Origin of the sequence: Pseudomonas chlororaphis, assembly GCF_001921865.1 — a bacterium.
In the GTDB taxonomy this organism is placed as follows: Bacteria; Pseudomonadota; Gammaproteobacteria; order Pseudomonadales; family Pseudomonadaceae; genus Aquipseudomonas; species Aquipseudomonas chlororaphis_D.
Map to the genome: position 1 here is coordinate 35,428 of NZ_MSCT01000011.1, position 23,837 is coordinate 59,264.

At 58.9% G+C, this 23,837-nt stretch carries 28 protein-coding genes; 26 read left to right on the forward strand and 2 right to left on the reverse strand.

The features are described 5' to 3' along the window. The 14 genes from BTN82_RS15080 to BTN82_RS15145 all read left to right on the forward strand — a co-directional run bounded on the left by BTN82_RS15080 (window position 1) and on the right by BTN82_RS15145 (window position 11,510). A complete protein-coding gene (locus BTN82_RS15080) occupies window positions 1-552 on the forward strand; it encodes a phage protein Gp27 family protein (RefSeq protein ID WP_075119925.1) in 552 nt (183 codons plus the stop codon). After that, on the forward strand, window positions 549-2,153 hold the full coding sequence (locus BTN82_RS15085; protein ID WP_075119926.1) for a hypothetical protein: 1,605 nt from the start codon (window positions 549-551) through the stop codon (window positions 2,151-2,153). Before BTN82_RS15080 ends, BTN82_RS15085 begins: the two co-directional genes overlap by 4 nt. Further along, window positions 2,150-3,646, forward strand: a complete 1,497-nt coding sequence (locus BTN82_RS15090) for a DUF935 domain-containing protein (RefSeq protein WP_075119927.1) — start codon at window positions 2,150-2,152, stop codon at window positions 3,644-3,646. Before BTN82_RS15085 ends, BTN82_RS15090 begins: the two co-directional genes overlap by 4 nt. A gap of 1 nt (window position 3,647) precedes the next feature. After that, the gene (locus BTN82_RS15095; protein WP_075119928.1) at window positions 3,648-4,487 is read left to right on the forward strand and encodes a phage minor head protein; all 840 of its coding nucleotides are present in this window, start codon (window positions 3,648-3,650) and stop codon (window positions 4,485-4,487) included. Window position 4,488: 1 nt separating this feature from the next. Continuing rightward, window positions 4,489-4,965 carry a phage virion morphogenesis protein gene (locus BTN82_RS15100; RefSeq protein ID WP_075119929.1) on the forward strand — a complete coding sequence of 159 codons (477 nt, stop codon included), beginning with the start codon at window positions 4,489-4,491 and terminating at the stop codon, window positions 4,963-4,965. A 134-nt stretch (window positions 4,966-5,099) separates the two neighbouring features. Continuing rightward, window positions 5,100-5,912, forward strand: a complete 813-nt coding sequence (locus tag BTN82_RS30735) for a hypothetical protein (protein ID WP_081375477.1) — start codon at window positions 5,100-5,102, stop codon at window positions 5,910-5,912. Window positions 5,913-6,006: 94 nt separating this feature from the next. Next, window positions 6,007-7,038 carry a peptidase gene (locus tag BTN82_RS15110; protein ID WP_075119930.1) on the forward strand — a complete coding sequence of 344 codons (1,032 nt, stop codon included), beginning with the start codon at window positions 6,007-6,009 and terminating at the stop codon, window positions 7,036-7,038. A gap of 8 nt (window positions 7,039-7,046) precedes the next feature. Beyond that, window positions 7,047-7,415 carry a head decoration protein gene (locus tag BTN82_RS15115; protein ID WP_075119931.1) on the forward strand — a complete coding sequence of 123 codons (369 nt, stop codon included), beginning with the start codon at window positions 7,047-7,049 and terminating at the stop codon, window positions 7,413-7,415. A 13-nt stretch (window positions 7,416-7,428) separates the two neighbouring features. Further along, window positions 7,429-8,409, forward strand: a complete 981-nt coding sequence (locus BTN82_RS15120; RefSeq protein WP_075119932.1) for a major capsid protein — start codon at window positions 7,429-7,431, stop codon at window positions 8,407-8,409. A gap of 3 nt (window positions 8,410-8,412) precedes the next feature. Beyond that, a complete protein-coding gene (locus BTN82_RS15125) occupies window positions 8,413-8,844 on the forward strand; it encodes a gp436 family protein (protein ID WP_075119933.1) in 432 nt (143 codons plus the stop codon). Continuing rightward, window positions 8,844-9,326: a Gp37 family protein gene (locus BTN82_RS15130; protein ID WP_075119934.1), complete on the forward strand. Its 483-nt coding sequence runs from the start codon at window positions 8,844-8,846 to the stop codon at window positions 9,324-9,326. Before BTN82_RS15125 ends, BTN82_RS15130 begins: the two co-directional genes overlap by 1 nt. Next, window positions 9,323-9,556 carry a hypothetical protein gene (locus BTN82_RS15135; RefSeq protein WP_075119935.1) on the forward strand — a complete coding sequence of 78 codons (234 nt, stop codon included), beginning with the start codon at window positions 9,323-9,325 and terminating at the stop codon, window positions 9,554-9,556. The genes BTN82_RS15130 and BTN82_RS15135 overlap by 4 nt, the downstream gene beginning before the upstream one ends. 5 nt (window positions 9,557-9,561) lie before the next feature. Beyond that, on the forward strand, window positions 9,562-10,986 hold the full coding sequence (locus tag BTN82_RS15140) for a phage tail sheath subtilisin-like domain-containing protein (protein WP_075119936.1): 1,425 nt from the start codon (window positions 9,562-9,564) through the stop codon (window positions 10,984-10,986). Next, window positions 10,986-11,510: a phage major tail tube protein gene (locus BTN82_RS15145; RefSeq protein ID WP_075119937.1), complete on the forward strand. Its 525-nt coding sequence runs from the start codon at window positions 10,986-10,988 to the stop codon at window positions 11,508-11,510. The genes BTN82_RS15140 and BTN82_RS15145 overlap by 1 nt, the downstream gene beginning before the upstream one ends. On the opposite strand, the gene BTN82_RS15150 is transcribed toward BTN82_RS15145, so the two are convergent. After that, window positions 11,511-11,966: a hypothetical protein gene (locus BTN82_RS15150; RefSeq protein WP_075119938.1), complete on the reverse strand. Its 456-nt coding sequence runs from the start codon at window positions 11,964-11,966 to the stop codon at window positions 11,511-11,513. It lies immediately after the preceding gene. A gap of 371 nt (window positions 11,967-12,337) precedes the next feature. On the opposite strand from BTN82_RS15150, the gene BTN82_RS15155 reads away from it, so the two are divergent. The 6 genes from BTN82_RS15155 (at window position 12,338) to BTN82_RS15180 (ending at window position 18,266) form a co-directional block, all read left to right on the forward strand. Further along, complete coding sequence (locus tag BTN82_RS15155; RefSeq protein WP_081375478.1) at window positions 12,338-12,748, forward strand: phage tail assembly protein; 411 nt, start codon at window positions 12,338-12,340, stop codon at window positions 12,746-12,748. A 188-nt stretch (window positions 12,749-12,936) separates the two neighbouring features. After that, window positions 12,937-15,528 (forward strand): phage tail tape measure protein, encoded by a 2,592-nt coding sequence (locus BTN82_RS15160; protein WP_075119939.1) that lies wholly within the window; start codon window positions 12,937-12,939, stop codon window positions 15,526-15,528. Then, entirely contained in the window at window positions 15,528-16,409 is an 882-nt protein-coding gene (locus tag BTN82_RS15165) for a phage tail protein (RefSeq protein ID WP_075119940.1), read from the forward strand. The genes BTN82_RS15160 and BTN82_RS15165 overlap by 1 nt, the downstream gene beginning before the upstream one ends. Continuing rightward, a complete protein-coding gene (locus BTN82_RS15170) occupies window positions 16,409-16,615 on the forward strand; it encodes a tail protein X (protein WP_075119941.1) in 207 nt (68 codons plus the stop codon). The genes BTN82_RS15165 and BTN82_RS15170 overlap by 1 nt, the downstream gene beginning before the upstream one ends. After that, window positions 16,603-17,715, forward strand: a complete 1,113-nt coding sequence (locus tag BTN82_RS15175; protein WP_075119942.1) for a phage late control D family protein — start codon at window positions 16,603-16,605, stop codon at window positions 17,713-17,715. Before BTN82_RS15170 ends, BTN82_RS15175 begins: the two co-directional genes overlap by 13 nt. Beyond that, window positions 17,715-18,266, forward strand: a complete 552-nt coding sequence (locus tag BTN82_RS15180) for a phage baseplate assembly protein V (RefSeq protein WP_075119943.1) — start codon at window positions 17,715-17,717, stop codon at window positions 18,264-18,266. The genes BTN82_RS15175 and BTN82_RS15180 overlap by 1 nt, the downstream gene beginning before the upstream one ends. Here the strand turns inward: BTN82_RS15180 and BTN82_RS15185 are convergent. Beyond that, the gene (locus BTN82_RS15185) at window positions 18,263-18,922 is read right to left on the reverse strand and encodes a DUF4145 domain-containing protein (RefSeq protein WP_075119944.1); all 660 of its coding nucleotides are present in this window, start codon (window positions 18,920-18,922) and stop codon (window positions 18,263-18,265) included. The genes BTN82_RS15180 and BTN82_RS15185 overlap by 4 nt on opposite strands. Window positions 18,923-19,022: 100 nt before the next feature. Here BTN82_RS15185 and BTN82_RS15190 point away from each other — a divergent pair, with 100 nt between their 5' ends. The 6 genes from BTN82_RS15190 (at window position 19,023) to BTN82_RS15215 (ending at window position 23,824) form a co-directional block, all read left to right on the forward strand. Beyond that, on the forward strand, window positions 19,023-19,403 hold the full coding sequence (locus BTN82_RS15190; RefSeq protein ID WP_075119945.1) for a GPW/gp25 family protein: 381 nt from the start codon (window positions 19,023-19,025) through the stop codon (window positions 19,401-19,403). Next, window positions 19,387-20,508, forward strand: coding sequence for a baseplate J/gp47 family protein (locus tag BTN82_RS15195; protein WP_075119946.1), 1,122 nt, complete (start codon window positions 19,387-19,389; stop codon window positions 20,506-20,508). The genes BTN82_RS15190 and BTN82_RS15195 overlap by 17 nt, the downstream gene beginning before the upstream one ends. Further along, window positions 20,501-21,082 carry a phage tail protein gene (locus BTN82_RS15200; RefSeq protein ID WP_075120006.1) on the forward strand — a complete coding sequence of 194 codons (582 nt, stop codon included), beginning with the start codon at window positions 20,501-20,503 and terminating at the stop codon, window positions 21,080-21,082. The genes BTN82_RS15195 and BTN82_RS15200 overlap by 8 nt, the downstream gene beginning before the upstream one ends. After that, window positions 21,082-22,386, forward strand: a complete 1,305-nt coding sequence (locus tag BTN82_RS15205; RefSeq protein WP_075119947.1) for a hypothetical protein — start codon at window positions 21,082-21,084, stop codon at window positions 22,384-22,386. The genes BTN82_RS15200 and BTN82_RS15205 overlap by 1 nt, the downstream gene beginning before the upstream one ends. Before the next feature lie 11 nt (window positions 22,387-22,397). Beyond that, the gene (locus tag BTN82_RS15210) at window positions 22,398-22,835 is read left to right on the forward strand and encodes a phage tail assembly chaperone (protein WP_075119948.1); all 438 of its coding nucleotides are present in this window, start codon (window positions 22,398-22,400) and stop codon (window positions 22,833-22,835) included. 161 nt (window positions 22,836-22,996) lie between these two features. After that, window positions 22,997-23,824 (forward strand): EAL domain-containing protein, encoded by an 828-nt coding sequence (locus tag BTN82_RS15215; RefSeq protein WP_186828398.1) that lies wholly within the window; start codon window positions 22,997-22,999, stop codon window positions 23,822-23,824. The last annotated feature ends 13 nt before the right edge of the window (window positions 23,825-23,837 follow it).

The following is a 23,837-nucleotide window of genomic DNA, read 5'->3' on the forward strand; positions in this document are numbered from 1 at the left end:
ATGGCGGGCAAGTCATCCATCAATCGTCTCCCGCCGATGGTCAAGGCGTACATCCAGAAGTTGCTGCGCGAAGACCGCATGACCCTGGATGATATGCTTGCCGACATCCAGTCGCGCTTTCCCAACGAGAAGGCCCCCAGCCGCAGCGCGCTGGGGCGCTTCAAGCAAGGCTTCGATCTGCTGACCGAGAAGACCCGCCAGCACCGCGAACAGGCCGAGGCCTTCGTTGGTGCGTTCGGCGAAGATGCGTCCGACAAGACCGGCGCCTTGCTGGTCGAGGCCATATCGACGCTGGCTTATCAGGCCGCCATGGGCGCCCATGAGAAGGATGACGTCACCACCAAGGAAGTGGCCGAGCTGGCGCGGGCAGCGAAGAACACCATGCAGGCCCGGACGCTGAGCATCAAGGAGCGCCAGGCTATCGAAAAGGCTGCGCGTGATCGCCTGCTCCAGGAGCAAGCGGCTGAACTGGATAACGCCGTGAAGGCCAAAGGCATGACCGAAGATCAGGCCATGTTCTGGCGTCAGAAATTCCTGGGCGTGAAGCAATGAAAGCCTCGGCCAGTACCCTGCGTGTCGTCGAATGGGACGAGCTTCCGCCAAGCGTTCAGCAGATCCCCGAGGGCTACAACCCTATCGCCGAAGGGATTCTGATGGCGCACCAGGCGGATTGGCTGCGCATACAAGCACAGATCAAGCTTTGCGAAAAAGGCCGCCGCACCGGCATCACCTTTGCCGAAGCGCTGGACTCTGTGATTACCGCCGCTTCGCAAAAGTCAGCCGGGGGCATGGACTGCTTTTACATTGGCGACACGAAAGAGAAAGGTCTGGAGTTCATCGGCTACTGTGCCAAGTTCAGTCGGGTTATGGCCGAAGCTCAGGCTTCAGGCGTCAGCGAAATTGAAGAGTTCCTGTTTGATGACCAGGACGACGCCGGCAATACCCGGCAAATCAACGCCTATCGCATTCGTTACGCATCGGGCTTCAAGATCGTTGCACTGTCCAGTAACCCGGCCAACCTGCGCGGCCTGCAGGGTAAGGTCATCATCGACGAGGCGGCATTCCACCGCAACGTTTCCGCCGTCCTCGATGCCGCCACGGCGCTCCTGATCTGGGGCGGCCGCATCGTCATCATCAGTACTCACAATGGCAAGGGAAACCCGTTCAACCAGATGGTCAATGACATCCGGGATGAGCGCTACGGCGACAGCGCCGAAGTCTACCGGGCCACCTTTGACGACGCCGTGGCCAATGGATTGTATGAGCGCGTGTGCTTCATGGCCGGCAAGGAAGCCACCGCCGAAGGCAAGGAAGCCTGGTACAAGAAGATCCGCAACGCCTACGGCCCACGCAAGGCGCAAATGCGGGAAGAACTGGATGCCATTCCCCGTGACGGCAACGGTGTATGCATCCCCGGCGTATGGATCGATGAGGCCATGCGCCCCGGCCGAACCGTACTGCGCCTAGCGCTGCCAGACGACTTTACACAGCAGCCCGTTCACCGCCGCGACGCCTATGTTGAGGACTGGATACAGCGCAATCTGGCGCCGCTGGTAAGCCAGCTCGCTCCAGATCTGCGCCACTACCTGGGCATGGACTATGCCCGCCACCGCGACTTCTCTATCGCTTGCCCGATGTCAGTCGATCAGGCCCGCCACCGGGACGTGCCCTTTGTCGTAGAAATGCACCGTGTCCCTGCTCGCCAGCAAAAATTAGTGCTGTTCTACACCCTGCGCGGGTTGCCTCGTTTCAGTGGCGCGGCGCTCGATGCATCGGGCAACGGTGAAACGCTCGCCGAAGAGACCGCTGACGAGTTCGGTCATAACCTCATCAAACAGGTAAAAATCAGCCGGGCCTGGTACGGCGCCTGGATGCCGAAGTTTGTCGGCTTGTTTGAAGACAACACCATCACCTTGCCCCAAGACGACAACCTGCACCAGGACGTGCGCGCCATCGAGACGGTGGACGGCATCCCGATGATCGTAAAAGCCCGTTCACAAGACCTCAAAGACCCGGACCTCTACCGCCACGGCGACTTCGCGGGGGCCGGCGCGCTGGCCAACTTTGCCACACTGGAAATCACGTCTGGCCCGGTATCGGTCAAATCACGCCGTCCTCGTCAGGGCAAACGAATCACTCAGGGGTACACATGAACAAGAAAGGTGTGTGGGTCAGCCCCACCGAATTCGTCAACTTTGCCGACGCCCAGCGTAGCGCCACCCTCGACCAACATATTGCTACCCGCGGTCGTTCCAGTGCAGGCGGTTTTAGCGGCGCCAACCTACCCAACCCTGACCCGATTCTTAAGGCCTTGGGCAAGGACATCACCGTCTATCGAGATCTGCGTAGTGCGGCATTGGTCGGCGGCAACGTTCGCCGTCGCAAGGCTTCCGTACTGTCACTGGAGCGCGGCCTCAAGCGCGGCGATGCGCCTACCAAGGTGGAGCGATTTATTCGTGACTGGCTCGCCGGTCTCGACCTCGACCGCATCATTCGCGAGCTGCTCGATGCGCCGTTGTTCGGGTATCAGCCGGTCGAGTTGATGTGGAAACCGGTAGGTATGAATCTGGTGCCGGAAGATCTGCTCGGCAAACCGGCCGAATGGTTCTTTTACGACAAGGACAACGAACTGCGCTTTCGCTCCAAGGAGGCGGGCCAAGACGGCGAGTTGTGCGACCCTCAACGCTTTATCGTTGCCCGACAGGATGCCACCTACGCCAACCCTTATGGTTTCCCGGACCTCAGCATGTGCTTCTGGCCGACCACCTTCATGAAAGGCGGCCTGAAGTTCTGGGTCCAGTTCACCGAGAAGTACGGGAGCCCTTGGGTCATCGGTAAACATCCACGCGGCGCCGCTGACGGCGAAACCGATCTGTTGCTTGATAGCCTTGAAGCCATGGTGCAAGACGCAGTGGCAGCAATCCCGGACGACTCCAGTGTGCAGATTATCGAAGCCGCTGGCAAAGCCGGTAGCGCCGAGGTCTACCGTGAGTTGCTGGAGTACTGCCGGAGCGAAATCAACGTCGCCATGCTTGGGCAGAACCAGACCACCGAGAAGGACAGCAACAGGGCCAGTTCTGTAGCTGGCGCCGAGGTGACCAAAGACATTCGCGATGGTGATGCCGGTATTGTCGCCGCGTCGTTGAATGCGTGTATTCGCTTGGTCGTAGATCTCAACTTCGGCACTGATGTGGTGGCACCGCTGTACGAGCTGTGGGAACAGGAAGAAATCGACAAGACGCTGGCCCAGCGCGACAAGGCGCTGACTGAGTCCGGTGTGAAGTTCACCAGCGCGTATTGGAAGCGCACCTATAACCTGCAGGACGGCGACCTGGACGAAACCCCGGCACCGGCCGAATCGCCGGAGTTTGCCGAGCCAACCCTGAAACCCATTCTCGACCAGGTAGCACTGGACCAGGCGATCAACAGTCTCCCCGCCGAGGTGCTGCAGCAGCAGGCCGAACAAGCCGTAGCGCCGTTCATCGAAGCTCTGCAGCGCGCTCGTGATGGCTCAGAGGCGCTCGGCCTGTTGGCCGAGACGTTCCCGCAAATGGACACTGAGGCGCTGCAACAGCAGCTCACCAACCTGTTGTTTATCGCCGACACTTGGGGTCGTCTGAGCGCAAGCGCAGACCTGGAGGGCTGAAATGGCTACTGCTGCGAAGACCCCGACCCCGGCCGACCTCAAGGCCATCTTCGGCATGGAGCCGAAAAACGCTGTGGCCTACTTAAAGTCCAAAGGCTACGCGATCACCTGGAGCTGGCAGGACATGCTCGACCAGGCGCACGACCAATCCTTCACCGTTGCGAAGGCCATGCGCCTTGATCTGCTCTCGGACATTCGCGCCGCCCTGGAAACCGCACTGCAGGAAGGCCAGACCCTCAAGCAGTTCATCGCCGATCTGCAACCGGTCCTGGAATCGCAAGGCTGGTGGGGGCAACAGGTCATTGTCGACAGTGAAGGCATCGGCGAGTTAGTCCAGCTGGGCAGCCCGCGCCGTCTCAAGACGATCTATCAGACCAACCTGCAGTCGGCTTACATGGCCGGCCGCAAAGTCGAAATGGAACAAACCACCGAGACGCACCCGTACTGGAAGTATGTGGCCATCCTGGATGGCAAGACCCGACCGAGCCACCGGGCACTAAATGGCCAGGTGTTCCGGCATGACGATCCTGTCTGGTCGGCGATCTACCCGCCGAATGGGTTCAACTGCCGTTGCCGTGTTGTCGCCTTGACCGAGGCGGCTGTGAAGCGCCGAGGCCTGAAGGTCGTGTCGAGCGAGGGGCGCATGTTCACCGATACCGTGGAAACCGACACCGACAAACGTACAGGCGAGATCCGCACCGTCCCCGTCACCGGCATTCGCACAACAGACGCGGCAGGCAAGGCCATTACGTTCCGCACCGACCCAGGCTTCAACCATGCACCAGGTACTGGCCTGGCCGACATGCTGAAGCGCAAACAAGCAGCCGCTCAGGAGGTTTGAAATGTTCACCGTTGAACTGGATCACCAACGCGTACAGGACGCCCTACGCAAAATCGAATGGGCCGTTGGAGATCTCGCACCGCTGATGCGCGGCGTCGCCGCCGAGCTGCTCAGTCAGACCGAAGAAAACTTCGGCGAGGAAGGTCGGCCCGAATGGGAAGGCCTGTCCGATGTCACCACGGCACGCCGGGAGAAAAACGGTAACTGGCCTGGGCAGATGCTCCAGGTCAGCTCTGCAGGCCTGGCCGCTTCGATCACGACGCAGGCGACCGACAGCTCGGCGCTGGTCGGCAGCAACAAACCCTACGCCGCTATGCAGCAGTTCGGCGGCACTAAGTCGGACTTCCCCCACCTATGGGGAGACATTCCAGGTCGTCCCTACTTGCCGATGGACGCCGAGGGCGAGCTGCAGCCCGAAGCAGAAGAGGCCATCCTGGATCTGGCCATGAGTCACCTGGAAACCGCCGCTCGCCTGTAAGGCCCTCAGAGACGCCCCAGCATGCGCACTGCTCCGGTTCATCATCACGACCACTGGAAAAGCGTCATAAACGCTTTATAAAGGCTTATTGGGGGGCTCTGGGTGCAGGGCTGTGCGTAAAAGTGAGGGGTGCGATGAGCCAGATGAATAAAATGGAAGAAGAGGTTGTTTACCTCTCTGCTGTAGTTGAGCTGCTCAAGTCAATGGTCAACTACGAACTGATGGCAGTGGTTGGTGAGGGAGACGACAAGAACGTCCAATTCAAAACGATGACGCATCAGCAATTCTTTTTCATCGCACTAGTAGATTTTTTATCACAGACTGACAAGAAAGCACCTGTTCCGCCTGTTCCTTATCTCAGAGCATTGAGAGCTATCGCTAACGCACCAAACTTCACGGTAAACGATTCTGAGTCTGACCTAAGAAATGCGGTGGAAGCTTTTGCTGATTGGCTCCATGTAGAAATTGCCGTCGATCTTTGGTTGCCATCATTAGATCTAGAGGTCGAAGTTCATATCCCCAGACACTTGCTGCTGAAGATCGTCGGCACTCTCTCAAAACACAACTCTTTACGATCTGTCGGAGTAGCTGAGGAATTGCAGCGTCTCCTTCAGAAAGCAGGCAAGACAGTCGAGTTATATCAAGCGATGCTTGTCCAAGAGGAAATATTTGAGATTTTCCACGACAACGTTTGTGCATACCACGCCAGTACCATCGCTGAGTTTTTGAATGGGTTGTCATGGGGGATTCAAAACTATCTCAAGCCAGAGTACTCCCGCAGTTTCACTCCTGCGGACGACGGCACACCGAGGTATAGATTCCAATATCCTAAGCAGCTTGAGAACTCTTACGCCAAAAGCTGCTACTGGAATTTAATGAACCACGTTCGATCCGGCCCGATTTTCGAGCCCTTCACAGTGACGAAGCACCTCAAAGGACGATACTGAGTCCTTTCGCAACACTCTTTAAACTCGATTAAAAGTCTTCGGCCGAGCATTGGCTCAGTCTGTGTGCATCACCTTCAACTGAAGTGCACAGACCATGAAAACCATTCCTTTTTTTCGTGCCGGTAAGCATGTCGATAGCCAGGGTCGAACTGTCGAGTTCACCGAGGCAGACCTTGCGGCATCCATCAGCGGTTACGACCCTGCGTTGCATCGGGCACCCCTAGTCATCGGTCACCCCAAGGACAACGGGCCGGCATATGGCTGGGTCCGGTCCATCAGCCGCAACCCCAAGGGCGAAGCAACGGCAGTACCTGAGCAGGTCCACAACGACTTCGCCGAAGGTGTGGCGGCGGGCACCTGGTATCCGCGCTCTGCGTCCTGGTACGCCCCTACTGATCCACGCAACCCCAAGCCGGGCGTCTACTACCTGCGGCATATCGGTTTCCTCGGCGCCCAACCGCCTGCAATCAAAGGCCTGTCCGACATTGAATTTGACGATGGCGAGGGTGTCCTGGAAATCGAGTTCGGCGACTTCGGCGATGCCGTTTCGGCCGGGATCTTCCGTCGTCTGCGTGACTGGTTCATCGACCAGTTCGGCCAGGAAACCGCTGACCGGGTTGTTCCTGGTTGGGACGTAGACAACCTGTTGGCCGAGTCGCGCCGCGAAGACGACCGTCCTTCATTCACTGAACCCACCCCACTCAGCAAACCCACCACCGAGGAACACACCGTGACCCCAACGGAACAGGCCGCCCTGGAGGCGGAGAACAAACGCCTGAGGGCCGACATCGCCAAACGCGAAAAGGCTGACCTCACCGCCGAGCAAGACGCTATCCATGCGTCGAACGTCGAGTACGCCGAGAAACTGGTTGCGGCGGGCATGAAGCCGGTGCACGCCCCAGCGGTCATTGCCGCACTGGACTACGCCGAGTCGAGCAAAACGCCGCTGGAGTTCGGCGAAGACGACGCCCGCGAGCCCTTGACCGATGGTCTGAAGGCGATCTTCAGCGACCTGGCTGGCGGCGTCAGCTTCGCGGAGGTCGCGACCAAGCACCGCGCAGGCAAGGCCGCAACTCAATCCACCAACCCGCTGTTGGCTGACGCCGAAGCCCGCTCTCAACGATAGGAGGCCCTATGGCCACGTTTACTCAACCGAAAGACCCAGGTGATTTGCTCCTGGTCGAAGTCTGCGCCGGCTGGACGAAAGATAAGGTCACGTTGCTGGGCGGGCCGAACTACCTGTTCGGCCAGGTACTGGCAAAAGTCTCTGGCAAGTACCAGGTGCTCGATCTCGCCGGTACTGGCGCGGCCAAAAAGTCAGCGGCGATTCTGCTCGAAGCCGTGGACGCAACGGCCGGAGATCAGCCAGGCCTGGTGATTTCTCGTGGCGCCACCGTCGATCTCGCCGAGCTGGCCTGGCCGGCAGGCATCACCGAACCCCAGAAGGCCACCGCCCTGGACGAACTCAACGCCCTGGGCATCGTTGCCCGCACAGCCCTTTAATCTGGAGTACTCCATGAATCTGCAAGACATGTTCAGTGTTGCCAACCTCACCGCAGCCGTGAACAAGCTTCCCGCGATTCCCGGCAAAGTCGGGGCCATGGGGCTGTTCGATGAAAAAGGTGTCACCAGTACCAGCGTTGTTATCGATGAGCGCGAGGGCCGCCTGGTATTGGTGCCCAACACCTCGCGCAGCGATGATCCCGCCCCGATCAAAGGCGGCAAGCGTAAACGCCGCACCTTTGAAACACTGCACCTGCCACTCAACCGGCCGATCCTGCCTAGTCAACTGCAGGGCGTTGCTGCGTTCGGCCAGGAAGACACCGCCGCGCCTGTGGTGACGGTGATCAATGACAATCTGCAGGAGCTGAAAAACAGCATCGAAGCCACCCGCGAATTTCAGCGTGTGGGCGCGCTTCGCGGCAAGCTGCTGGATGCTGATGGCGAAGTCATCACCGACCTCTATAAAGAGTTCGAGGTCACCCAGAAGAAAGTCACCGTGCCACTCAGCAATGCCGGAACCAACGTGCGCAAGGCGTGCCTCGACGCGAAGCGTTTTTCCGAATCCAAGCTGGCTGGCGTGATGGTCACCGGTTTCCGGGCACTGTGTGGCCCCGACTGGTTCGATGCGTTGATTGACCACGAAAAGGTCAAGGCGGCGTTTGCCAACTACCAGGAAGCCCAGGACCGTCTCGGCGGTGATGTGCGCTCGGGCTTTACCTTCGGCGGTATCGAGTTCATCGAGTACGACGTCACCGTCAGCGGTCAGCGTTTTATTCCGGCCGACATTGCCCAGGTGTTTCCCGTGGCACGCGGCGTATTTCGCATGTTCAACGCTCCGGCGAACTACAACGAAACCGTCAACACCATCGGCCAACCGTTCTACAGCAAGGCCGAGGAGCGCAAGCTGGGTAAGGGCTGGGATCTGGAAGCTCAGGCCAACCCGTTGGCTATGTGTCTGTTCCCTGAAGCCCTGGTCGAGCTGAAGGCGGGCTAACCCATGCGCTACTGCACTCGCGCCGATATCGGCAAGGCCATCCCGGAGATAACCCTGGTTCAGCTCTCCAACGACGACCCCGCCGCGATGGAGCCCAACGAGGACGTCATTGAGGACGGCGTTCGCCAGGCTGAAGAGCTGGTCGACGGTTACCTTCGCGGCCGCTACAACCTGCCGCTCGATCCGGTTCCGACCGTGTTGCGCGATGCAGTGGTGTACCTTGCCCGGCACTGGCTGTATCAGCGCCGGCCCGAAGGGGCATTGCCCGACGCGGTGAAAGACAGCCGCAAGGACACCATCAAGCTCCTGGAAAGCATCCGCGACGGCGTGGTGACCATGGGCATGCCTGATGGGCAGGCTGCCCCTGAGCCTGGCGAGATCCGCGTTCGTGCCCGCCGTCAGCAGTTCGGCGGTGACCTCTTGGAGCGTTACTGATGGCCCAGCCCAAAACCCAAACCAAGCAGCTGCTGGACGCCATGCAGAAGCTCCTGCAGGAGACCTTCGGGACAGAGCTGATGGTCGAGCTGTTTCCTGAAGACCCGGCACGTTACCGCCTCAACCACCCACGGGGTTCGATCTTGCTGGCCTACGGCAAATCGACCTTCGGCGGGTCCGAGGCCAGCGACTCGATGTTTCAGGCTCGCAATATCGTCATCAGGTTGACCCTGGTGTTTCGCCAGCTCAACGGAAAGGACGGAGTGGTCAGCTACCTCGACGAAATCCGTGCCTGTCTGACGGGCTGGTTTGCACCGCACTGCGATCAGGCCTGCCGTCCAGTCGCCGAGCAGTACATCGGCCAGGCGGGGGGACTCTGGCAGTACGCCCAGGACTTCGCCCTGCGTGCCACTCAACTGCAGGTCATGGGTCCCGAAAGTGGGCCTCTGCTGACCGAACCCCGTTTTGAGGAGTACCCATGAAACTGACCCGCTACATCTATAACGGCCCGCAGAGCGGCGCCACTCTGCGGGTAGGCGAAGCCCGCGAACCGCTGGACGTGCAGCTGCTGCCGGGCAAACCCGTCGATCTGCCGGCCGATCACGAGTACACCCTGGTGCTACTCGAACTCAAGCACCTGGTGCTTGCACCACCTGAAGCGAAGCCGGCCGGTAAGACTGCTGTCGCGCCTCAGAAACCTGGACAGGAGTAAGCCCAATGGCAGCTAACTATTTGCATGGTATCGAGACCATCGAGGTCGAACGCGGCCCTCGGCCCATCCGTGTGGTCAAATCTGCGGTCATCGCCCTGGTAGGCACCGCACCCATCGGACCGGTCAATGAGCTGACCCAATCGCTGAACGAAGCAGACGCCGCTCAGTTCGGTTCGCACCTCACCGGCTTCAGCATTCCTGAAGCCCTGGTCGGCATCTATGCCTTCGGCGCCGGTACGGTGCTGGTTGTCAACGTCCTCGATCCGGCGATTCACCGCACCAACGTTGTGGGCCAGGAAAAGCAGTTCGGGGATAACGAGCTGCTGCAGCTGGAACACGGTGCGCTGCAGGTACTGGCGATCAAGTCGGCCGATGGCGAAACCACCTACAACCTGGGCACTGACTACACCGCCAATATTCTGACTGGGCGAGTGACGCGCTTGGCGACCGGAAGCATTCCCGCCAACGCCCAGGTGAAAGCGGATTACACCTACGCCGACCCGAGCAAAGTGACTCCGGCCGACATCATCGGCGGTGTCACCGTCGCCGGCCGGCGTACCGGCCTAAAAGCTTTCCAGGACAGCTATAACCTGCTCGGGTACTTCCCGAAGATCTTCATCGCGCCGGGCTTCAGCACCCTGAACTCTGTGAGTGTTGAGTTGATCGCCTCGGCCGAACAAGTCAGTGCAATGGCCTACATCGACGCTCCTATTGGCATCACGGTCCAGCAAGCTATTGCAGGGCGTGGTCCTGCCGGTTCTATCAACTTCAACACCAGCAGTGACCGTGTGCGCCTGTGCTATCCGCATATGAAGGTATACGACGCCGCGACCGATGGCGCACGTCTGCAGCCGCTGTCGATTCGTGCGGCGGGCCTGCGCGCCAAGATCGATAACGACAATGGGTACTGGTGGAGCATGTCGAACCAGGAACTGGTTGGCGTGATCGGTCTGGAGCGGCCATTGAGTGCGCGAGTGGATGATCCGAATAGCGAGGTCAACCTGCTCAACGAAAACGGCATCACCACCGTCTTCAACTCTTTCGGTACGGGGTTGCGTCTGTGGGGTAACCGCTCTGCCGCCTGGCCTACGGTGACCAGCACTCGCAACTTTGAAAACGTGCGGCGCACCAAGGACGTGGTGGACGAATCCATTCGCTACAGCGCGCTGCAGTTCGTTGATCGGCCTGTTACCAGCTCGCTGATCACCAGCGTCACCGAAAGCGTGAATCTGTTCATCCGCAAGCTGGTTGGCGACGAGGCGCTTCTCGGCGGCGAGTGCTGGTATGACCCCGCCCGGAATCCGCAAACCGAACTGGAGCTGGGACACGTCCTGTTCAGCTACAAACTCGGGGTACCTGTGCCGTTCGAGCGCGGCACCTTTGAAACTGAAATCACCGGGGAATACCTGGTCAATCTGGGGGCTCAATAATGGCCGGCTTTAGCGCGCACCGTATTTCCAACGCCAACATCTACCTCGACGGCACCAGCTTCTTCGGCAAGTGCGAAGAGATCGATCTCGGCTCAATCAAGACAGTATCCAGCGACTTCCAGGGGCTGGGCATGGTCGGTCTGATCGAGCTGCCGGATGGCATCGATAAGCTGGAAGGCAAGATCACCTGGAACAGCCTATACGCTGAAGCGGCAAAGAAACTGGTGACTCCGTTCAAGAGCATCCAGTTGCAATGCCGCTCCAACGTCCAGGTGTTCAACAACGGCGGCCTGGTCGACGAGATCCCGTTGGTCACGATAATGACCATCACCGGCAAGGAGTATCAGCTGGGTAGTCACAAACCACGTGACCCGACCAAATACGAGACTCCGTTCTCGTCCACCTACGTGCGCCAGTTAATCAACGGTGACGAGGTGGTGTTGCTGGACTACCTGTCCAATATCTTCCGGGTCGGCGGTGAAGACCAGCTGTCCAAGTACCGGAAGAATATCGGCCAGACGTAACTAGGAATTTGCGAAGTCGATCGCTGCCTTCGCGCCATAGGTTACGGCTTTGTTCAAGAAGTCAGAAGCAAGCTCTTTGACCTTGCTTGTCATACCTTCTTTTGCTGATGTCACGAGCTGTTCGCCCATGGATGGGCCTTTGACCTCTAAGCTCTCCGGAACGGCGGATAGCACACTCAAGGTCTGAGCAGTTAATACGCACTCCAGTCCGCCATTTGGATGGAGAATTCCGTGACGAATGTAGCCATGGTTTCCAAGCCAGGTAATTGTAGCCAAGAGAAATACACCATCTTCTCTTCGCAGCATATTCTCCTCCCCTGGTGCCCGCTCCCCAATTATTAGCTCATTCACGAAGCCAGATGAGTCGAGCGCTAATGGTACGGGAAAGCTCTCATACAGCTTTGCAAAGATTGCTCCGACTAGAATGTTAAAACGCTCGATATTTTCAGCTGCCATTCTGAGTTTCCTTACCCATTCTTCTGTGTCACGCTTTTAATGTAGGAGCGTAGATGAGGGCGTGCAGCGCTCTCAGGGCTCAGATCGCCGAGTGGGCTTGTTTCCCGCTGTTCTCCATTGGGTAGATACACCGTCAACGTATCTCCGTACACGGCATAAGACGCCGAGTATTCAATACCTTCATGCTCGATTGTTACTTCATCTTCCATTCGTGGCACCTGGCTTAACTATGCAAAGGGTATGTGAAGACTCGCTAACGAGATGCTGGAATCCTCTCTTTAAACTCGATTAAAAGCCAGCGCCACGGCCAGGTGCGATGCTCAGGGCTCACTTAAAGCAGTCGATTAAACCGACAACCTGGAGCAACAAAGATGGCCGAACCAATCAGCTTGACCCTCAAGTTTCCCTTCAAAAGTCCCAGCGCCGAGGAAATCTCGAAGCTGCCCATCAAGCGCTTGAAGCGCAAAGACATCAGCGCTGCCCAGGCAGTCGCCAAAACCGAAGTCGAGATGGAAACCATGCTTATCGCCAAAATGCTGGGCATCACCATCGAAGATCTCGGTGAGTTCGATATCGCTGACTCTAAGTCGGCCACCGAGGTTCTACGGGTAATGTCCGAAGGCGGTGACCTTGCTGAAGTGCTGGTAAAGCCTGCCGTCGCGGGAGTCCCGGCAGTCACCGGAGTGCCCTCTGAGACATTTCAGGACGTGGCAGGAGATGGAGAGTCTGTTGCAGTCATGGGACGAGGCACTGTTGCTGGTGCTGAGGATGCAGCCGTCTGAGATCGCCAGGCTGGACATGACCACGTACTGGCGCTGGGTCGAGTCTTGTGAGCGTGAAATCAACCGGCGGGTGGAGGCCGCCGAGAGCATGAACCGCTGACACCCCCAGCACCATGTCCACCATCGGCACGCCGCCTTCTGCAATGGAGGGCGGCTACCAGCAATAGTCGCCCCTCGTAGAGAAAATTATGGCCAATGAAGTTCGGGTTGGATTAAGGATCGGGGCAGTCGTCTCTGGCACCCTGAGTGGTGCATTCGGTTCGGCCAAGTCGACCGTGCAGCAGCTCGGCCGGGCAACTGATGGTCTGACAGCCAAACAGAAACTCATGGGCACCGAGCTGGCCGCGTCCCTGGCTCGTGGTGGTACTGGAATCGAACGTATGCGTCGTCAGTACGACCAGGCCGGTAGAACCATTGATCAACTCAAGATCAAGCAGGACCGCCTGAACACCAGCATCGCCCGTGGTGAAACCCTCAAGAACAAACGTGGCGAGCTTCGCGGCCAGGCCATGGAAACCATTGGCACTGGCGCTGTACTGGGTGCGCCGGTTGTTCAGTCGATGCGCACTGCCATCGACTTCAAGGACCGAACCAATGACATCGCCATTACTGGTGGATTTAACGCGGCCGAAGAGACAGAACTCAGTAATGTAATGCGTGCTTCGGCACTGAAGTGGAATCAGACACAGACTGAAGTCGCCACCGGCACAGCGGTCCTGATTGCCGGTGGTATCTCCAGTGCCAAGGAATTGGCTGCCTATGCACCAGTGATGGCCAAAACCGCTACGGCTACCCGCGCCAGTATGGATGACCTAGGGTCGGTGGCCATCGCGCTCAATGACAATCTCGGCATTGGTGCAGCAGGTCTGGAGCGCTCAATGAACATGCTGGCCTTTGCCGGCAAGAGCGGACAGTTTGAGCTAGCGGACATGGCCAAGTGGCTGCCGCAGCTTACCCCTCAGTTTGCCGCCCTAGGCGTAACTGGCGAGCGTGCAGTTGCGGAGATCGGCGCTTCTCTGCAGATCGCTCGGCGCGGTGCAGGCAGCAACGACGAAGCGGCAAACAACTTCAAAAACTTTCTTTCCAAGTTAACTGCGAAGGACACGCTTAAGGCTTTTGAAGGGGCCGGAATTGATTTAACAGACGCTATGAAAAACTTGGTCGGGAAAGGTCTTACTCCCGTTCAGGCGATGCTGGAGGTTATTACTCAGTATGTAGGTAGTAAGGGGCCAGAGGCTGCTGATAAGTTTCAGAAAGTGATGGCCATCACGGATGATAAAGAGCGGCAGATTGCCCTCAGCCGTTTGAATGAAGCGTACAAGCTGGGGGAGCTGTTCGCCGATCAGCAGGTACTTTCTTTCGTTCGGCCGGCGATGGCCAATAAGAAGGATCTCGCCAGCATTCAACAGGGCAGTATCGATGCTGCAGATAAAGGCGGGCTTGATGCTGACTGGAACAAGCGCATGGAAAGCCCAAAGGAGCAGCTGAAGGCGCTGACCATTAATCTGTCGGATATCGGAATCACTGTCGGCAGCGTCTTGCTTCCAGCACTTGTCGACGTAACCCAGGCAGTCAGGCCAGTACTGCAGTCGTTCGCCACCTGGGCCGGCGAGAACCCTGGTTTGATAAAGGGTATCGTCGGCTTGGTCGGTGGTCTCCTGCTTAGCAAGTTGGCTTTCATCGGCGTTGCCTACGGGGCAAACCTGGTGCTATCGCCGTTCGTGGCCATCTCTACCACGGTCACCACACTTTCCGCCAAGTGGACCTTGCTGCGTGCTATGTGGCAAATGGGCAAGTTCGCGCCATTAATCTCCGGCCTATCCCGCACGGGGCGCGGCCTGGTGACGGTCGTTAGGTACAGCGGACTCTTCTTGCGTGGCCTGACTATGGCCCTAGGCGCGCCGCTGTTAATGGCTGCCCGTGGAGCGCTGGCCTTGGGCAAAGTCCTGGGCAGTACATTGTTATTTGGTCTGAAGTTGGTCGGCCAGACGGTGCTATGGCTTGGTCGAGCCCTGCTGATGAACCCCATCGGCTTGCTCGTCACGGGTATCGCTCTATCGGCATACCTGATCTATCGCTATTGGGAACCCATCAAAGGGTTCTTCGGGGGGCTTTGGGGCGAGATCAAGACCGGCTTCAGCGGTGGTCTCAGCGGTATAGCCGGGCTGATCGTTAATTTCTCGCCGCTAGGCCTTTTCTATCGGGCGTTCACTGGAGTCATGAGCTACTTCGGCGTTGAGCTGCCGGCCAAGTTCACCGAGTTCGGCAGCATGATCGTCACAGGCCTGGTCAACGGCATCAGCAACATGGCCACGTCGCTGAAAGACAGCGTGGTCGGTGTCGGTTCATCGGTGAAAGGCTGGTTTACCGAGACGCTCGGTATCCAGTCGCCGAGCCGTGTGTTCATGGGTTACGGGGCAAACATCAGCGAAGGCGCCGCGATTGGCATCAGTGCGCAAGCCGGCATGGTGCGCAAGGCGGCGCTCGGCATGGCAGCACAATCGGGCGTCGACCTTGCACCACCGAACCCGGCCAACGTTTCCAGAGCGGCCATGATGGGCGGTGGTGGCGGTGTTGCTCCTGGTGCTGCTCCAGCTGCAGGCGGCCAAACTGTTATCAACTTCTCCCCACAAATCACCGTAGCTGGTGGGGCTGGCGTTCAACAACAGGTTCAGCAAGGACTACAGGCCAACTATCCCGAGTTCCTGCGGCTAATGGAGCGCTACATGCACGACAAGCGCCGCCTGAGCTATGGCTTGGGTGACGGAGGGCTGACCTGATGTTTGCCATCCTGGGCGATATCGAATTCACAGTAGCAGGTGGCATCACCGGCATGGAACACAGCGGCACGGCCGATTGGGCCGAGCATGCCCGTATCCAGGGCAAGCCGTTGCTGGAATGGATTGGTGAAGGGCTGGACGAGTGCAACCTGACCATTGAGCTGCATCCGCTGCTGGGCGATCCCGAGGCACGCTTGAAGGCGCTGCGGCTGGCCAAGGCCAAGCATGAGCCCTTGGCGTTCGTGATGGGGTCCGGCGAGTATCACGGCGCCTTCGTCATCACCAACATCGGCAACACCATCCGCCGTGGAACCGCGACGGGCCAGATCCAGTCTGCGACTGTTCAACTGAGCCTGAAGGAATATACCGGCGCCTTCACTCGCAAGGTGGCTCATCCTGGTCTACTCGATACTGCCTTGAGCGGTACGCCTGCAGCTGCTGCAGGATCGCCCGGACTGATCTCACGGCTGATGCCATCCCCCAGCACCGTGCAAGCGGTGATCGGTCACGCCAAGACGGCCGGCAACATGCTCAAGGCCGGCCAGAACCTGTACGAGACGGTGAAGAGCGGCAACGCCTCGATGATCCTCGGCCAGGTTCCGCAATTGCTGGGGGTCACCGCCCGCGCCATCGAGCCTTTGCAGGGGCTGACGGCCGCCGCGGGGCTGCTCAAGGACGGCGCCGATTTGTCGCGTCTTGGTGAAGACGTGCTGAGCAGTGTGACGGGCGCTCGCTCCGCGCTCGATCCGGTCGACCTCGGCAACATCGTCGACCGGTTCACTGCGTCCCGTCAGTCGCTTGATCAGGCGCTGGCCACCATGGACGGCGCGAGCACTCGCCTTGCTGGCCTGGCCGCGCAAGTCCTTACGAGGAAATCTTGATGTTTCTCACCCATGTCACCACCGAGGGTGAACGCTGGGATCAACTGGCGTGGCGATACTACGGCGATGCCCATCGGTATTTGCCGATCGTTGAAGCCAACAAGCATGTGCCGATCACAGGTGCGTTGCCGGCAGGTTTGACCCTGGCCATACCGATCCTGGAGCCCGTGGCCACAACTGAGGATCTGCCGCCGTGGATGCAATAACCCCCGAACTGGTGCCCGAGGCGCGCTTCGTGCTGACGTACCAACAGCGCAACATCACCCGCAACATCAGCGAACACCTTCTGTCGCTGAGCTACATGGACTTCTTGTCTGGCCAGGCTGACAGCCTGGACGTCGAGCTGGAAGACACTGAGGGCAAATGGCGCGATGCCTGGTATCCGGGACATGGCGATACCCTCGCACTGTCCATCGGCTGGGAGGGGCAGCCACTGCGCACCGTGGGCCGGTTTGAAATCGATGGCATCGAGCTGCGCTGCCCGGCGTCCTCGGTGACAATCCGCGCCCTGGGCACGGGCATCAACGGTTCGTTGCGTACGCCCGAACACAAGGCCTACGAAAATACGACCTTGGATGCCGTGGCCAAGCAGGTGGCGACACGTCAGGGGCTAGAGCTGATCGGCAGCATCGAGCCGATCAAGCTCGACCGGCTGACACAACAGGAGTCTGATCTGGAGTTTCTGCGTAACCTAGCGGGCGAGTACGACTATGCGTTCAAGGTGACCGGCAAGCGCATGGTGTTCCATGCCATCAGCGAGCTGGTCAAGGGCGCCCCGGTCGCATCCCTGGTGCTGGGAGACCTGGCAAACGTCACGCTGCGCGATCAGATCCGCGAAGTACCGAAGGCCGTTGAGGTCAAGCACAAGGAGCCGGCGACCAAAAAGCTGATCTCGTACACCATCGTCAATGGTGAAACAGTCGCGGTGCCGAGCAGCTCCAGCAAGGCCACGACCAGCGGCGACACAAAGAAGAAGCGCAAGCGCAGTGCCTCGGCCGACGAGGCCAAGGCGAAAGCCAAAGCCGAGCTGGCCAAGGCCAACCGCGACCGCACAACAGGTGCCTGGACCGCCATGGGGCGGCCCAACCTGGTCAGTGGCAACATCGTGACGCTGGCAGCGGCCGGCAAGCTCGGCGGCAACTACCTGATCACCTCAGCCCGGCATGAAATGACCCGCAGCGGCGGCTACATCGTCGACCTTAAGACGTGCCGCGTTTCGGCGCCCTCGATCTCGATGAACCAGAACAGCACGAAGCCCGACTTGGCGCTGTCGACCTACGGCATTAAGAAAGAGGCAACAGCCTGATGGGCATTGAACTGGAGTACGGCGAAGTCAGCGCCGTGGACTACGTGACTTGTCGTATCCGGGTGCGCCTGGACGACCGGGACGGCGTCGAAAGCTTCTGGCTCAACGTGCCCCAGCGCAACACCCAGGCCACACAGCGCCGGCCGTTGATGCCGGAGTTGAATGAGCAGGTCGCGGTGCTGCTGGACGCTGACGGTGTGGGTGGCGTTTACCTGGGCGGGATCTATTCAACAGCCGAGCCGCCGCCCGTGGTCGACGAGAACACCGACTATGTGCGGTTCAGTGATGGGACGGTCTCAACCTACGACCGTGCGGTTGGGGTGATGACGTTGGATTGTGTGGGGGAGCTGCTGTTGAAGTGCGGTCGGAACATCACCGTCGAAGCCGGTGAACCGGTGGTGGTTAAGGCACCCTCGGCGACTCTGGACATCCCGCAGGTCACCCTCAATGGCAACCTGCAGGTGAACGGTGATGTGAGTGTGAATGGCAACATCAACGCGACAGGGACTGTCCTCGATGTCGGCGGCAACTCGAACCACCACAGCCACTAAGATGTTTTAGCCTCGTCGCGCTTAGCAATGGCTGCTAGGGCTCCAGCTGGCAAGCTGTTGAAGCGTTCGGCTATTTGTTTTGGTCGAGCAATCAACTCCTCTACGATCAAATTGATCATCTCAAACATAATCGTAACGTGCTCAGGGCTGTCCTCAAGAGACATCTCGCCAGGATGCACGGCCTGATTACCTGTAACACGTACGAGGTCCAATGCCTGCTGAACTTGGGGAGCAAGCCCTCTCTGTACAAGAAGTTTGATGTCGTCATTGATGTTTTTCCCTTCTCCCCCTAAGTGCAAACAGAGCTTTTGCAATGCCAGCCGGAGCAAGGCTGCCGAGCCTCTGGGGGACTGGCCTGATATCTCACGGGCTTCATTAAAGTCCTTTTTGCACTCATCAGGCAGGTCGGCGTGAGGCATAGGGGCGTTCACAGACGAAGGTAAAATCATAACCCCTTCTTTCGTTTCACCATTCCCCATCCAAAGGCTGAATTCTTGACAGTGATCGCAATAGCATTGGTGAAACTCAGTGCTCCCATAACCTCGACTCATTCCCCAGAAAGTCCTTAGGGGATACCAGCTCATTGTTGTTAGAACCCCACAAAAAACGCAGGTAAAGGCCTTCTCTCCGAAGGTTGGGTGAACATATTTCGACATTGAACATTTCCCTTTACGTTCGGTTGGTCGTTGGCCAGCAGATTACCCTCTTTAAACTCGATTAAAAGCCTACGTCAGCAGGCTTTTGCATTATGGGCGCATGACGACGCCTATCTCTTACACCAGCATCACCGCCGCCCTCTGGCAGCCCGCACTCGGTACATCCGGGGCGGTGGTCGAGGGCCTGCGCGATATCGATCAGTCCATTCGGATCATCCTCACCACACCCAAGGGTGCCGATACTCACCGGCCGGACTTCGGCAGTGACCTGCATCTCTATATCGACTGGCCTGTCAACCGAGTGGCCCCGCACCTGGTGCGGGAAACGGTCGATGCTCTTCGCCGTTGGGAAACTCGTATCTCCGTTGTTCAGGTGCAGGTGCAGATTGAAGGGTCGCAGGTCACGGTACGGGTGCAATGGCGTGTCGCGGATGGTGTCGCCCAATTGACCACCGAGGTGTCCTATGCGCGAGCTGCCTAAACCCGTCTTTGTCGAGATCGACCCGGCCGCGACCGAGGCCGCCCTGATTGCTCGCTATGAAGCCAAGTCGGGGAAAACGTTGTATCCCGCCCAGGTTGAGCGGCTTTTCATCGACCAGGTCGCCTACGCCCAGACTCGCCTGCAGATGGCTATTCAGAATGCCGGCGAGCAATCACTGGTGCGTTTCGCAACAGCCCCCATCTTGGATTACCTGGGTGAACTAGTTGCAACTCCCAGGCTGTTGGCTGCGCCAGCACGTTGCCCGATCCGCTTCAGTATGCCGGCCGCAGTTCTGCAGCCACTGCTGATACCGGCTGGCACTCGGGTCAGTACTCAGGACGCCAAGATCACATTCCTGACTGACCAGGATGCAATCATTCCAGTTGGCCAGGCCCAGGTTGCAGTCACAGCGACCTGTCTCGCGGCCGGGGTGGTCGGCAACGGTTGGGCCGTTGGCCAGATCAGCAGCATCGGTAACTCACCCGCATCGGGCATGACGGCGATCAACACCGGCATCACCGCCGATGGTGCCGAGGACGAAGATGACGACCGTTACCGCGAACGGATCATTCTGGCTCCTGAGGCTTTCAGCAATGCCGGCAGTCGTGGTGCGTATCGCTACCACGCGCTAGCGGTGCATCAGTCGATAATCGATGTCGCCGTTCATGGGCCGGATGATGGTCAACTAGATGGCCATGTAGCTTTGTTCCCGCTTACCAACAGCGGCCTGCCTTCGGCCGATCTGCTGCAGCAGATCAAGAGCCAGGTCTCTGGTGAAAAGCTGCGCCCGCTATGCGACACCGTGCACGCTCTTGCACCTACCGAAGTGACCTACGCGATCAAGGCGCGCTTGACCTTCTACGCAAATACAGATCGAGCCGAAGCGATGAGGGCAGCCAGGGCAGCCGCCGAGGCGTATGTGGTTGAGCGTCGTGCAGGGCTCGGGCGCGATCTTGTCCCTGAGCAAATCACCGCTCTGCTGCAGGGGAATGGCGTCTATCGCGCAGAGCTGGAGCTGCCCGGCGCGTTGCGCGAGCTGCAGAGTAATGAGTGGGCAAATAACACCTCGGTCCTGCTAGAGGATGCTGGGGTGGCTTATGGCTGAGCAACAGCTACCGCCAGCCCTGGCGGGTGATCAGCGCTTCGCGTTGCTCTGTGAGCTGCTCACCGAGACGTTTGACAGTCTCGATATCAACGCAATGTTGGTGTACCTGGTCGACCTGGTGAAGCCGCAACTGTTGCCCGTTCTGGCTGATCAGTTCTCGCTCATCGACGAGGCCGCATGGCTGCTGGCCGAGTCTGATGATGCCAAGCGCAGCTTGATCAAAGGCTCGGCCGAGTTACATCGACATAAGGGAACGCCCTGGGCAATCCGCGAGGTTATCCGCCTGCTGGGCTTCGGCGAGGTGACGATCCAGGAAGGGATGGGCAACCAGGTCCGCAATGGTTCCATCACTCGTAATGCCACCTATGTCCATGGCGATCCAACCGCCTGGGCGCGCTATCGCGTCGTTCTAAAACGCGTCATCACAAACGACCAGGCCGCGCTGATGCGCCGCCTTCTTCTTTCCGTCGCCCCTGCGCGCTGCCGCCTGGTGTCTCTCGACTATCAGGAAGTCGCGATCCGGCACAACGGCGTTGCACGTCGCGACGGTCAATACAACCGTGGGAGCAGCTAATGGCCGATCTACCAGAACCAATTGAATGGACGCCCGGCGTCTATCAGCTCGAAACCTCTGATCCTGTCCTCGGTGGCCCCGAGGGCATCGACAACCTGCAGGCCAAACAACTGGCGAGCCGTACACAGTGGCTCAAGGACCAGATCGAAAAGGTCATCAGCGGCGTAACCTCTATCGGTAAGGCCGTACAGCTGGCAACAGCCCGGACATTCACGCTTTCGGGAGCCGCCACCGGCAGTGCGTCGTTTGACGGTACAGCAAATGCCAACATCGTTGTCACGTTGGCCAACAGTGGGGTCGCTGCAGGCACGTATCCGAAGGTCCAGGTCAACGTAAAGGGCTTGGTAACAGGTGGTGCGGCCCTCGTTGCTTCAGATATACCTTCCCTGGACTGGTCGAAGATCACCAGCGGCAAGCCAACCACTACGGATGCTTACGGCATTACAGGTGGCTCACTTACCGAAAACCTCAGGATGGTAGGCGCCAGGAGTATTGATGTGATGGCGTCAGCTACATCCTCCTGGGCGGCGGGACTGCACGCCCGTAACCTGTCGGGCGACGCCGTCCTCGGTGGATTCGGCGCCTGGGGGAACGGAGATACGCTGCGGTGTCTTTACGTGGGGTTGAGCACCTCGCCTTGGGAATTTGGCAACGGCATCCGTGTACAGTCAGACGGCGTTTACATCGCTGGTCCGTTGACTGCCAACGGTGGCGGATTGACCAATGTGCCGTTCGGCAGCCTGGCTGGCACTCCCAACAACCTCGGCGGCTACGGCGTCGCCTTCGCAAGTCAGTCCGAAGCAGAGGCCGGGGCAGACACTAACAAGCCTATGAACGCGCTACGTGTGTTTCAGGCGATTGCTGCCAAGGTCATCCAGTCGACGGAGAGCGTCCTGGGCATAGCGCGTATTGCTACGCAGACGCTGGTCAATGCTGGGGCCGACGACTCAACAATCGTGACACCCAAAAAGCTGCGGATGGGCTTTGCAATAATGCTCGCCCCAACTGGATACATCGCGTTGCCGGTTTGGCTGGGAGGGCTGATTTTTCAGTGGGGCATTGCGTCAAACGTCCCGGTTGCAACAGCGGGGGGAGGTTCTCAAGGGCCGACACGAGACGTATCTCTTCCACTGGCTTTCCCAAACGACACCTTCCGTATTGTTGCGTCCATGAACTTTCCGAACATGATTACCGCAAGCGCGTTCACGCCCGGGGCAGCGTTCATATCAAAGTCTGTTATTCGTCTGCAGAACAATTACACATCATCCGCCGGCGAAATCAGCTGGTTGTGTGTTGGCTACTAAGGGAGGTATCAATGGCAATCTTTTATCACCTGCCGTCGCGCAGCTTTCTTGACACTGCAATTTATTCGGCAAAGAGCATTCCGACGGACGCCGTTGAAATCACCAGGGCCGAGCAAATGTTGTTGCTGGCTGGCGAGGCTCGCGGCCAGGACATTGCTATTGGTGACAATGGCCGGCCGGCTTTGGTCGATCCAGCGCCAGACCCTGGTGCGATAGCGAATCAGGAACGTTGGTGGCGAGACGAAGAACTTGAGCGCGTGAAGTGGTTGCGGGAGCGGCACCGCGACGAGCTTGAGCTGGGCATCTCGCTCAGCCTGACCACCGCCCAATACAGCGAGCTGCTTGCATACATGCAACAGCTACGTGACTGGCCACAGTCGGCCAACTTTCCTGATACCGCGCATCGTCCAGTTGAACCAAGCTGGATCGCAGAGCAGGAGGACGTATAGGAGGTCGAAGGCTGACGATTCAGCCGTCATGGCTGGATGGATCGTTTTGATATTCTGTTGCAGCAGATGCAAAAAATATCGATGCCATTTATCTCGCTTCAGGGCGTGAGTTTTTCGCGCCCGGCATCAGTATGCCACCTCAGCTGGCGACCGAGGCGACCATGCCCAACCTATCTCTTGCTCTCCCCGACTGCACTCATCCCCTCCCCTTGCCGCCCTCGGTCGCGCGACGTGCGCTGTTCGACAACGAGTTCGTGGCGTTCTATCAGCCGAAGGTGCGGATCGATACCGGCCAACTGGTCGGGGTGGAGGTCCTTGCCCGTTGGAATCGCCCGCGGCAAGGACTCGTGTCGCCGGCCGATTTCCTGCCGGCCCTGGAAAACCTGGGGTTACTGGACGAGCTGTTCCAGCGGATGCTGGTCCAGGCACTGGAGATGCGCCGCAACCTGCTCGCCCAAGGGGTCGAACTGGACCTCGCCTTCAATGTGCATCCCGACCAGTTGCAGCAGGCAGGTTTCGCCAACGGCCTTCAGCAGCGGCTCAAGCAGCAGGGATGCCCCGCCCATGCCGTCACCCTGGAAATACTCGAAACCGCCGCGATCGAGTCATCCGGGGCGAGCTTCAAGAACCTGCTGTTGCTCAGGCTGATGGGCGCCACTGTCTCGATGGATGATTTCGGTAGCGGTTTTTCCTCGTTGCAAAGGCTGTGTGAATTGCCCTTCAACGAAATCAAGCTCGATGCCTCGTTCCTGCGCCAACTCGACAGCAACGCCAAGGCGCGCGCAGTGATCCAGGGCACGGTGAAGCTCGCTGGGGCCTTGCAGATCCGGCTGGTGGTCGAAGGCCTGGAGACACCTCAGCAGCTGACACAACTTCTGGCGCTGGGCTGCAACACCGCCCAGGGCTACCTCCTCGCCCGCCCCATGCCGGCGCAGAAATTCATCAACTTCTGCCTGCACCACAGCCCTTCGAGCATCGCGAGCCTGTGAGCAGCCCATTGCC

Bases quoted from the DNA above. Each gene is read 5' to 3' on its own strand.
- BTN82_RS15080 (WP_075119925.1), top strand. From the start codon at position 1: ATGGCGGGCAAGTCATCCATCAATCGTCTCCCGCCGATGGTCAAGGCG.
- BTN82_RS15140 (WP_075119936.1), top strand. From the start codon at position 9,562: ATGGCAGCTAACTATTTGCATGGTATCGAGACCATCGAGGTCGAACGC.
- BTN82_RS15215 (WP_186828398.1), top strand. From the start codon at position 22,997: ATGCCCAACCTATCTCTTGCTCTCCCCGACTGCACTCATCCCCTCCCC.
- BTN82_RS15110 (WP_075119930.1), top strand. From the start codon at position 6,007: ATGAAAACCATTCCTTTTTTTCGTGCCGGTAAGCATGTCGATAGCCAG.
- BTN82_RS15200 (WP_075120006.1), top strand. From the start codon at position 20,501: ATGGCTGAGCAACAGCTACCGCCAGCCCTGGCGGGTGATCAGCGCTTC.
- BTN82_RS15085 (WP_075119926.1), top strand. From the start codon at position 549: ATGAAAGCCTCGGCCAGTACCCTGCGTGTCGTCGAATGGGACGAGCTT.
- BTN82_RS15115 (WP_075119931.1), top strand. From the start codon at position 7,047: ATGGCCACGTTTACTCAACCGAAAGACCCAGGTGATTTGCTCCTGGTC.
- BTN82_RS15130 (WP_075119934.1), top strand. From the start codon at position 8,844: ATGGCCCAGCCCAAAACCCAAACCAAGCAGCTGCTGGACGCCATGCAG.
- BTN82_RS15205 (WP_075119947.1), top strand. From the start codon at position 21,082: ATGGCCGATCTACCAGAACCAATTGAATGGACGCCCGGCGTCTATCAG.
- BTN82_RS15165 (WP_075119940.1), top strand. From the start codon at position 15,528: ATGTTTGCCATCCTGGGCGATATCGAATTCACAGTAGCAGGTGGCATC.
- BTN82_RS15125 (WP_075119933.1), top strand. From the start codon at position 8,413: ATGCGCTACTGCACTCGCGCCGATATCGGCAAGGCCATCCCGGAGATA.
- BTN82_RS15090 (WP_075119927.1), top strand. From the start codon at position 2,150: ATGAACAAGAAAGGTGTGTGGGTCAGCCCCACCGAATTCGTCAACTTT.
- BTN82_RS15150 (WP_075119938.1), bottom strand. From the start codon at position 11,966: ATGGCAGCTGAAAATATCGAGCGTTTTAACATTCTAGTCGGAGCAATC.
- BTN82_RS15145 (WP_075119937.1), top strand. From the start codon at position 10,986: ATGGCCGGCTTTAGCGCGCACCGTATTTCCAACGCCAACATCTACCTC.
- BTN82_RS15160 (WP_075119939.1), top strand. From the start codon at position 12,937: ATGGCCAATGAAGTTCGGGTTGGATTAAGGATCGGGGCAGTCGTCTCT.
- BTN82_RS15095 (WP_075119928.1), top strand. From the start codon at position 3,648: ATGGCTACTGCTGCGAAGACCCCGACCCCGGCCGACCTCAAGGCCATC.
- BTN82_RS30735 (WP_081375477.1), top strand. From the start codon at position 5,100: ATGAGCCAGATGAATAAAATGGAAGAAGAGGTTGTTTACCTCTCTGCT.
- BTN82_RS15185 (WP_075119944.1), bottom strand. From the start codon at position 18,922: ATGTCGAAATATGTTCACCCAACCTTCGGAGAGAAGGCCTTTACCTGC.
- BTN82_RS15190 (WP_075119945.1), top strand. From the start codon at position 19,023: ATGACGACGCCTATCTCTTACACCAGCATCACCGCCGCCCTCTGGCAG.
- BTN82_RS15180 (WP_075119943.1), top strand. From the start codon at position 17,715: ATGGGCATTGAACTGGAGTACGGCGAAGTCAGCGCCGTGGACTACGTG.
- BTN82_RS15170 (WP_075119941.1), top strand. From the start codon at position 16,409: ATGTTTCTCACCCATGTCACCACCGAGGGTGAACGCTGGGATCAACTG.
- BTN82_RS15120 (WP_075119932.1), top strand. From the start codon at position 7,429: ATGAATCTGCAAGACATGTTCAGTGTTGCCAACCTCACCGCAGCCGTG.
- BTN82_RS15155 (WP_081375478.1), top strand. From the start codon at position 12,338: ATGGCCGAACCAATCAGCTTGACCCTCAAGTTTCCCTTCAAAAGTCCC.
- BTN82_RS15210 (WP_075119948.1), top strand. From the start codon at position 22,398: ATGGCAATCTTTTATCACCTGCCGTCGCGCAGCTTTCTTGACACTGCA.
- BTN82_RS15195 (WP_075119946.1), top strand. From the start codon at position 19,387: ATGCGCGAGCTGCCTAAACCCGTCTTTGTCGAGATCGACCCGGCCGCG.
- BTN82_RS15135 (WP_075119935.1), top strand. From the start codon at position 9,323: ATGAAACTGACCCGCTACATCTATAACGGCCCGCAGAGCGGCGCCACT.
- BTN82_RS15100 (WP_075119929.1), top strand. From the start codon at position 4,489: ATGTTCACCGTTGAACTGGATCACCAACGCGTACAGGACGCCCTACGC.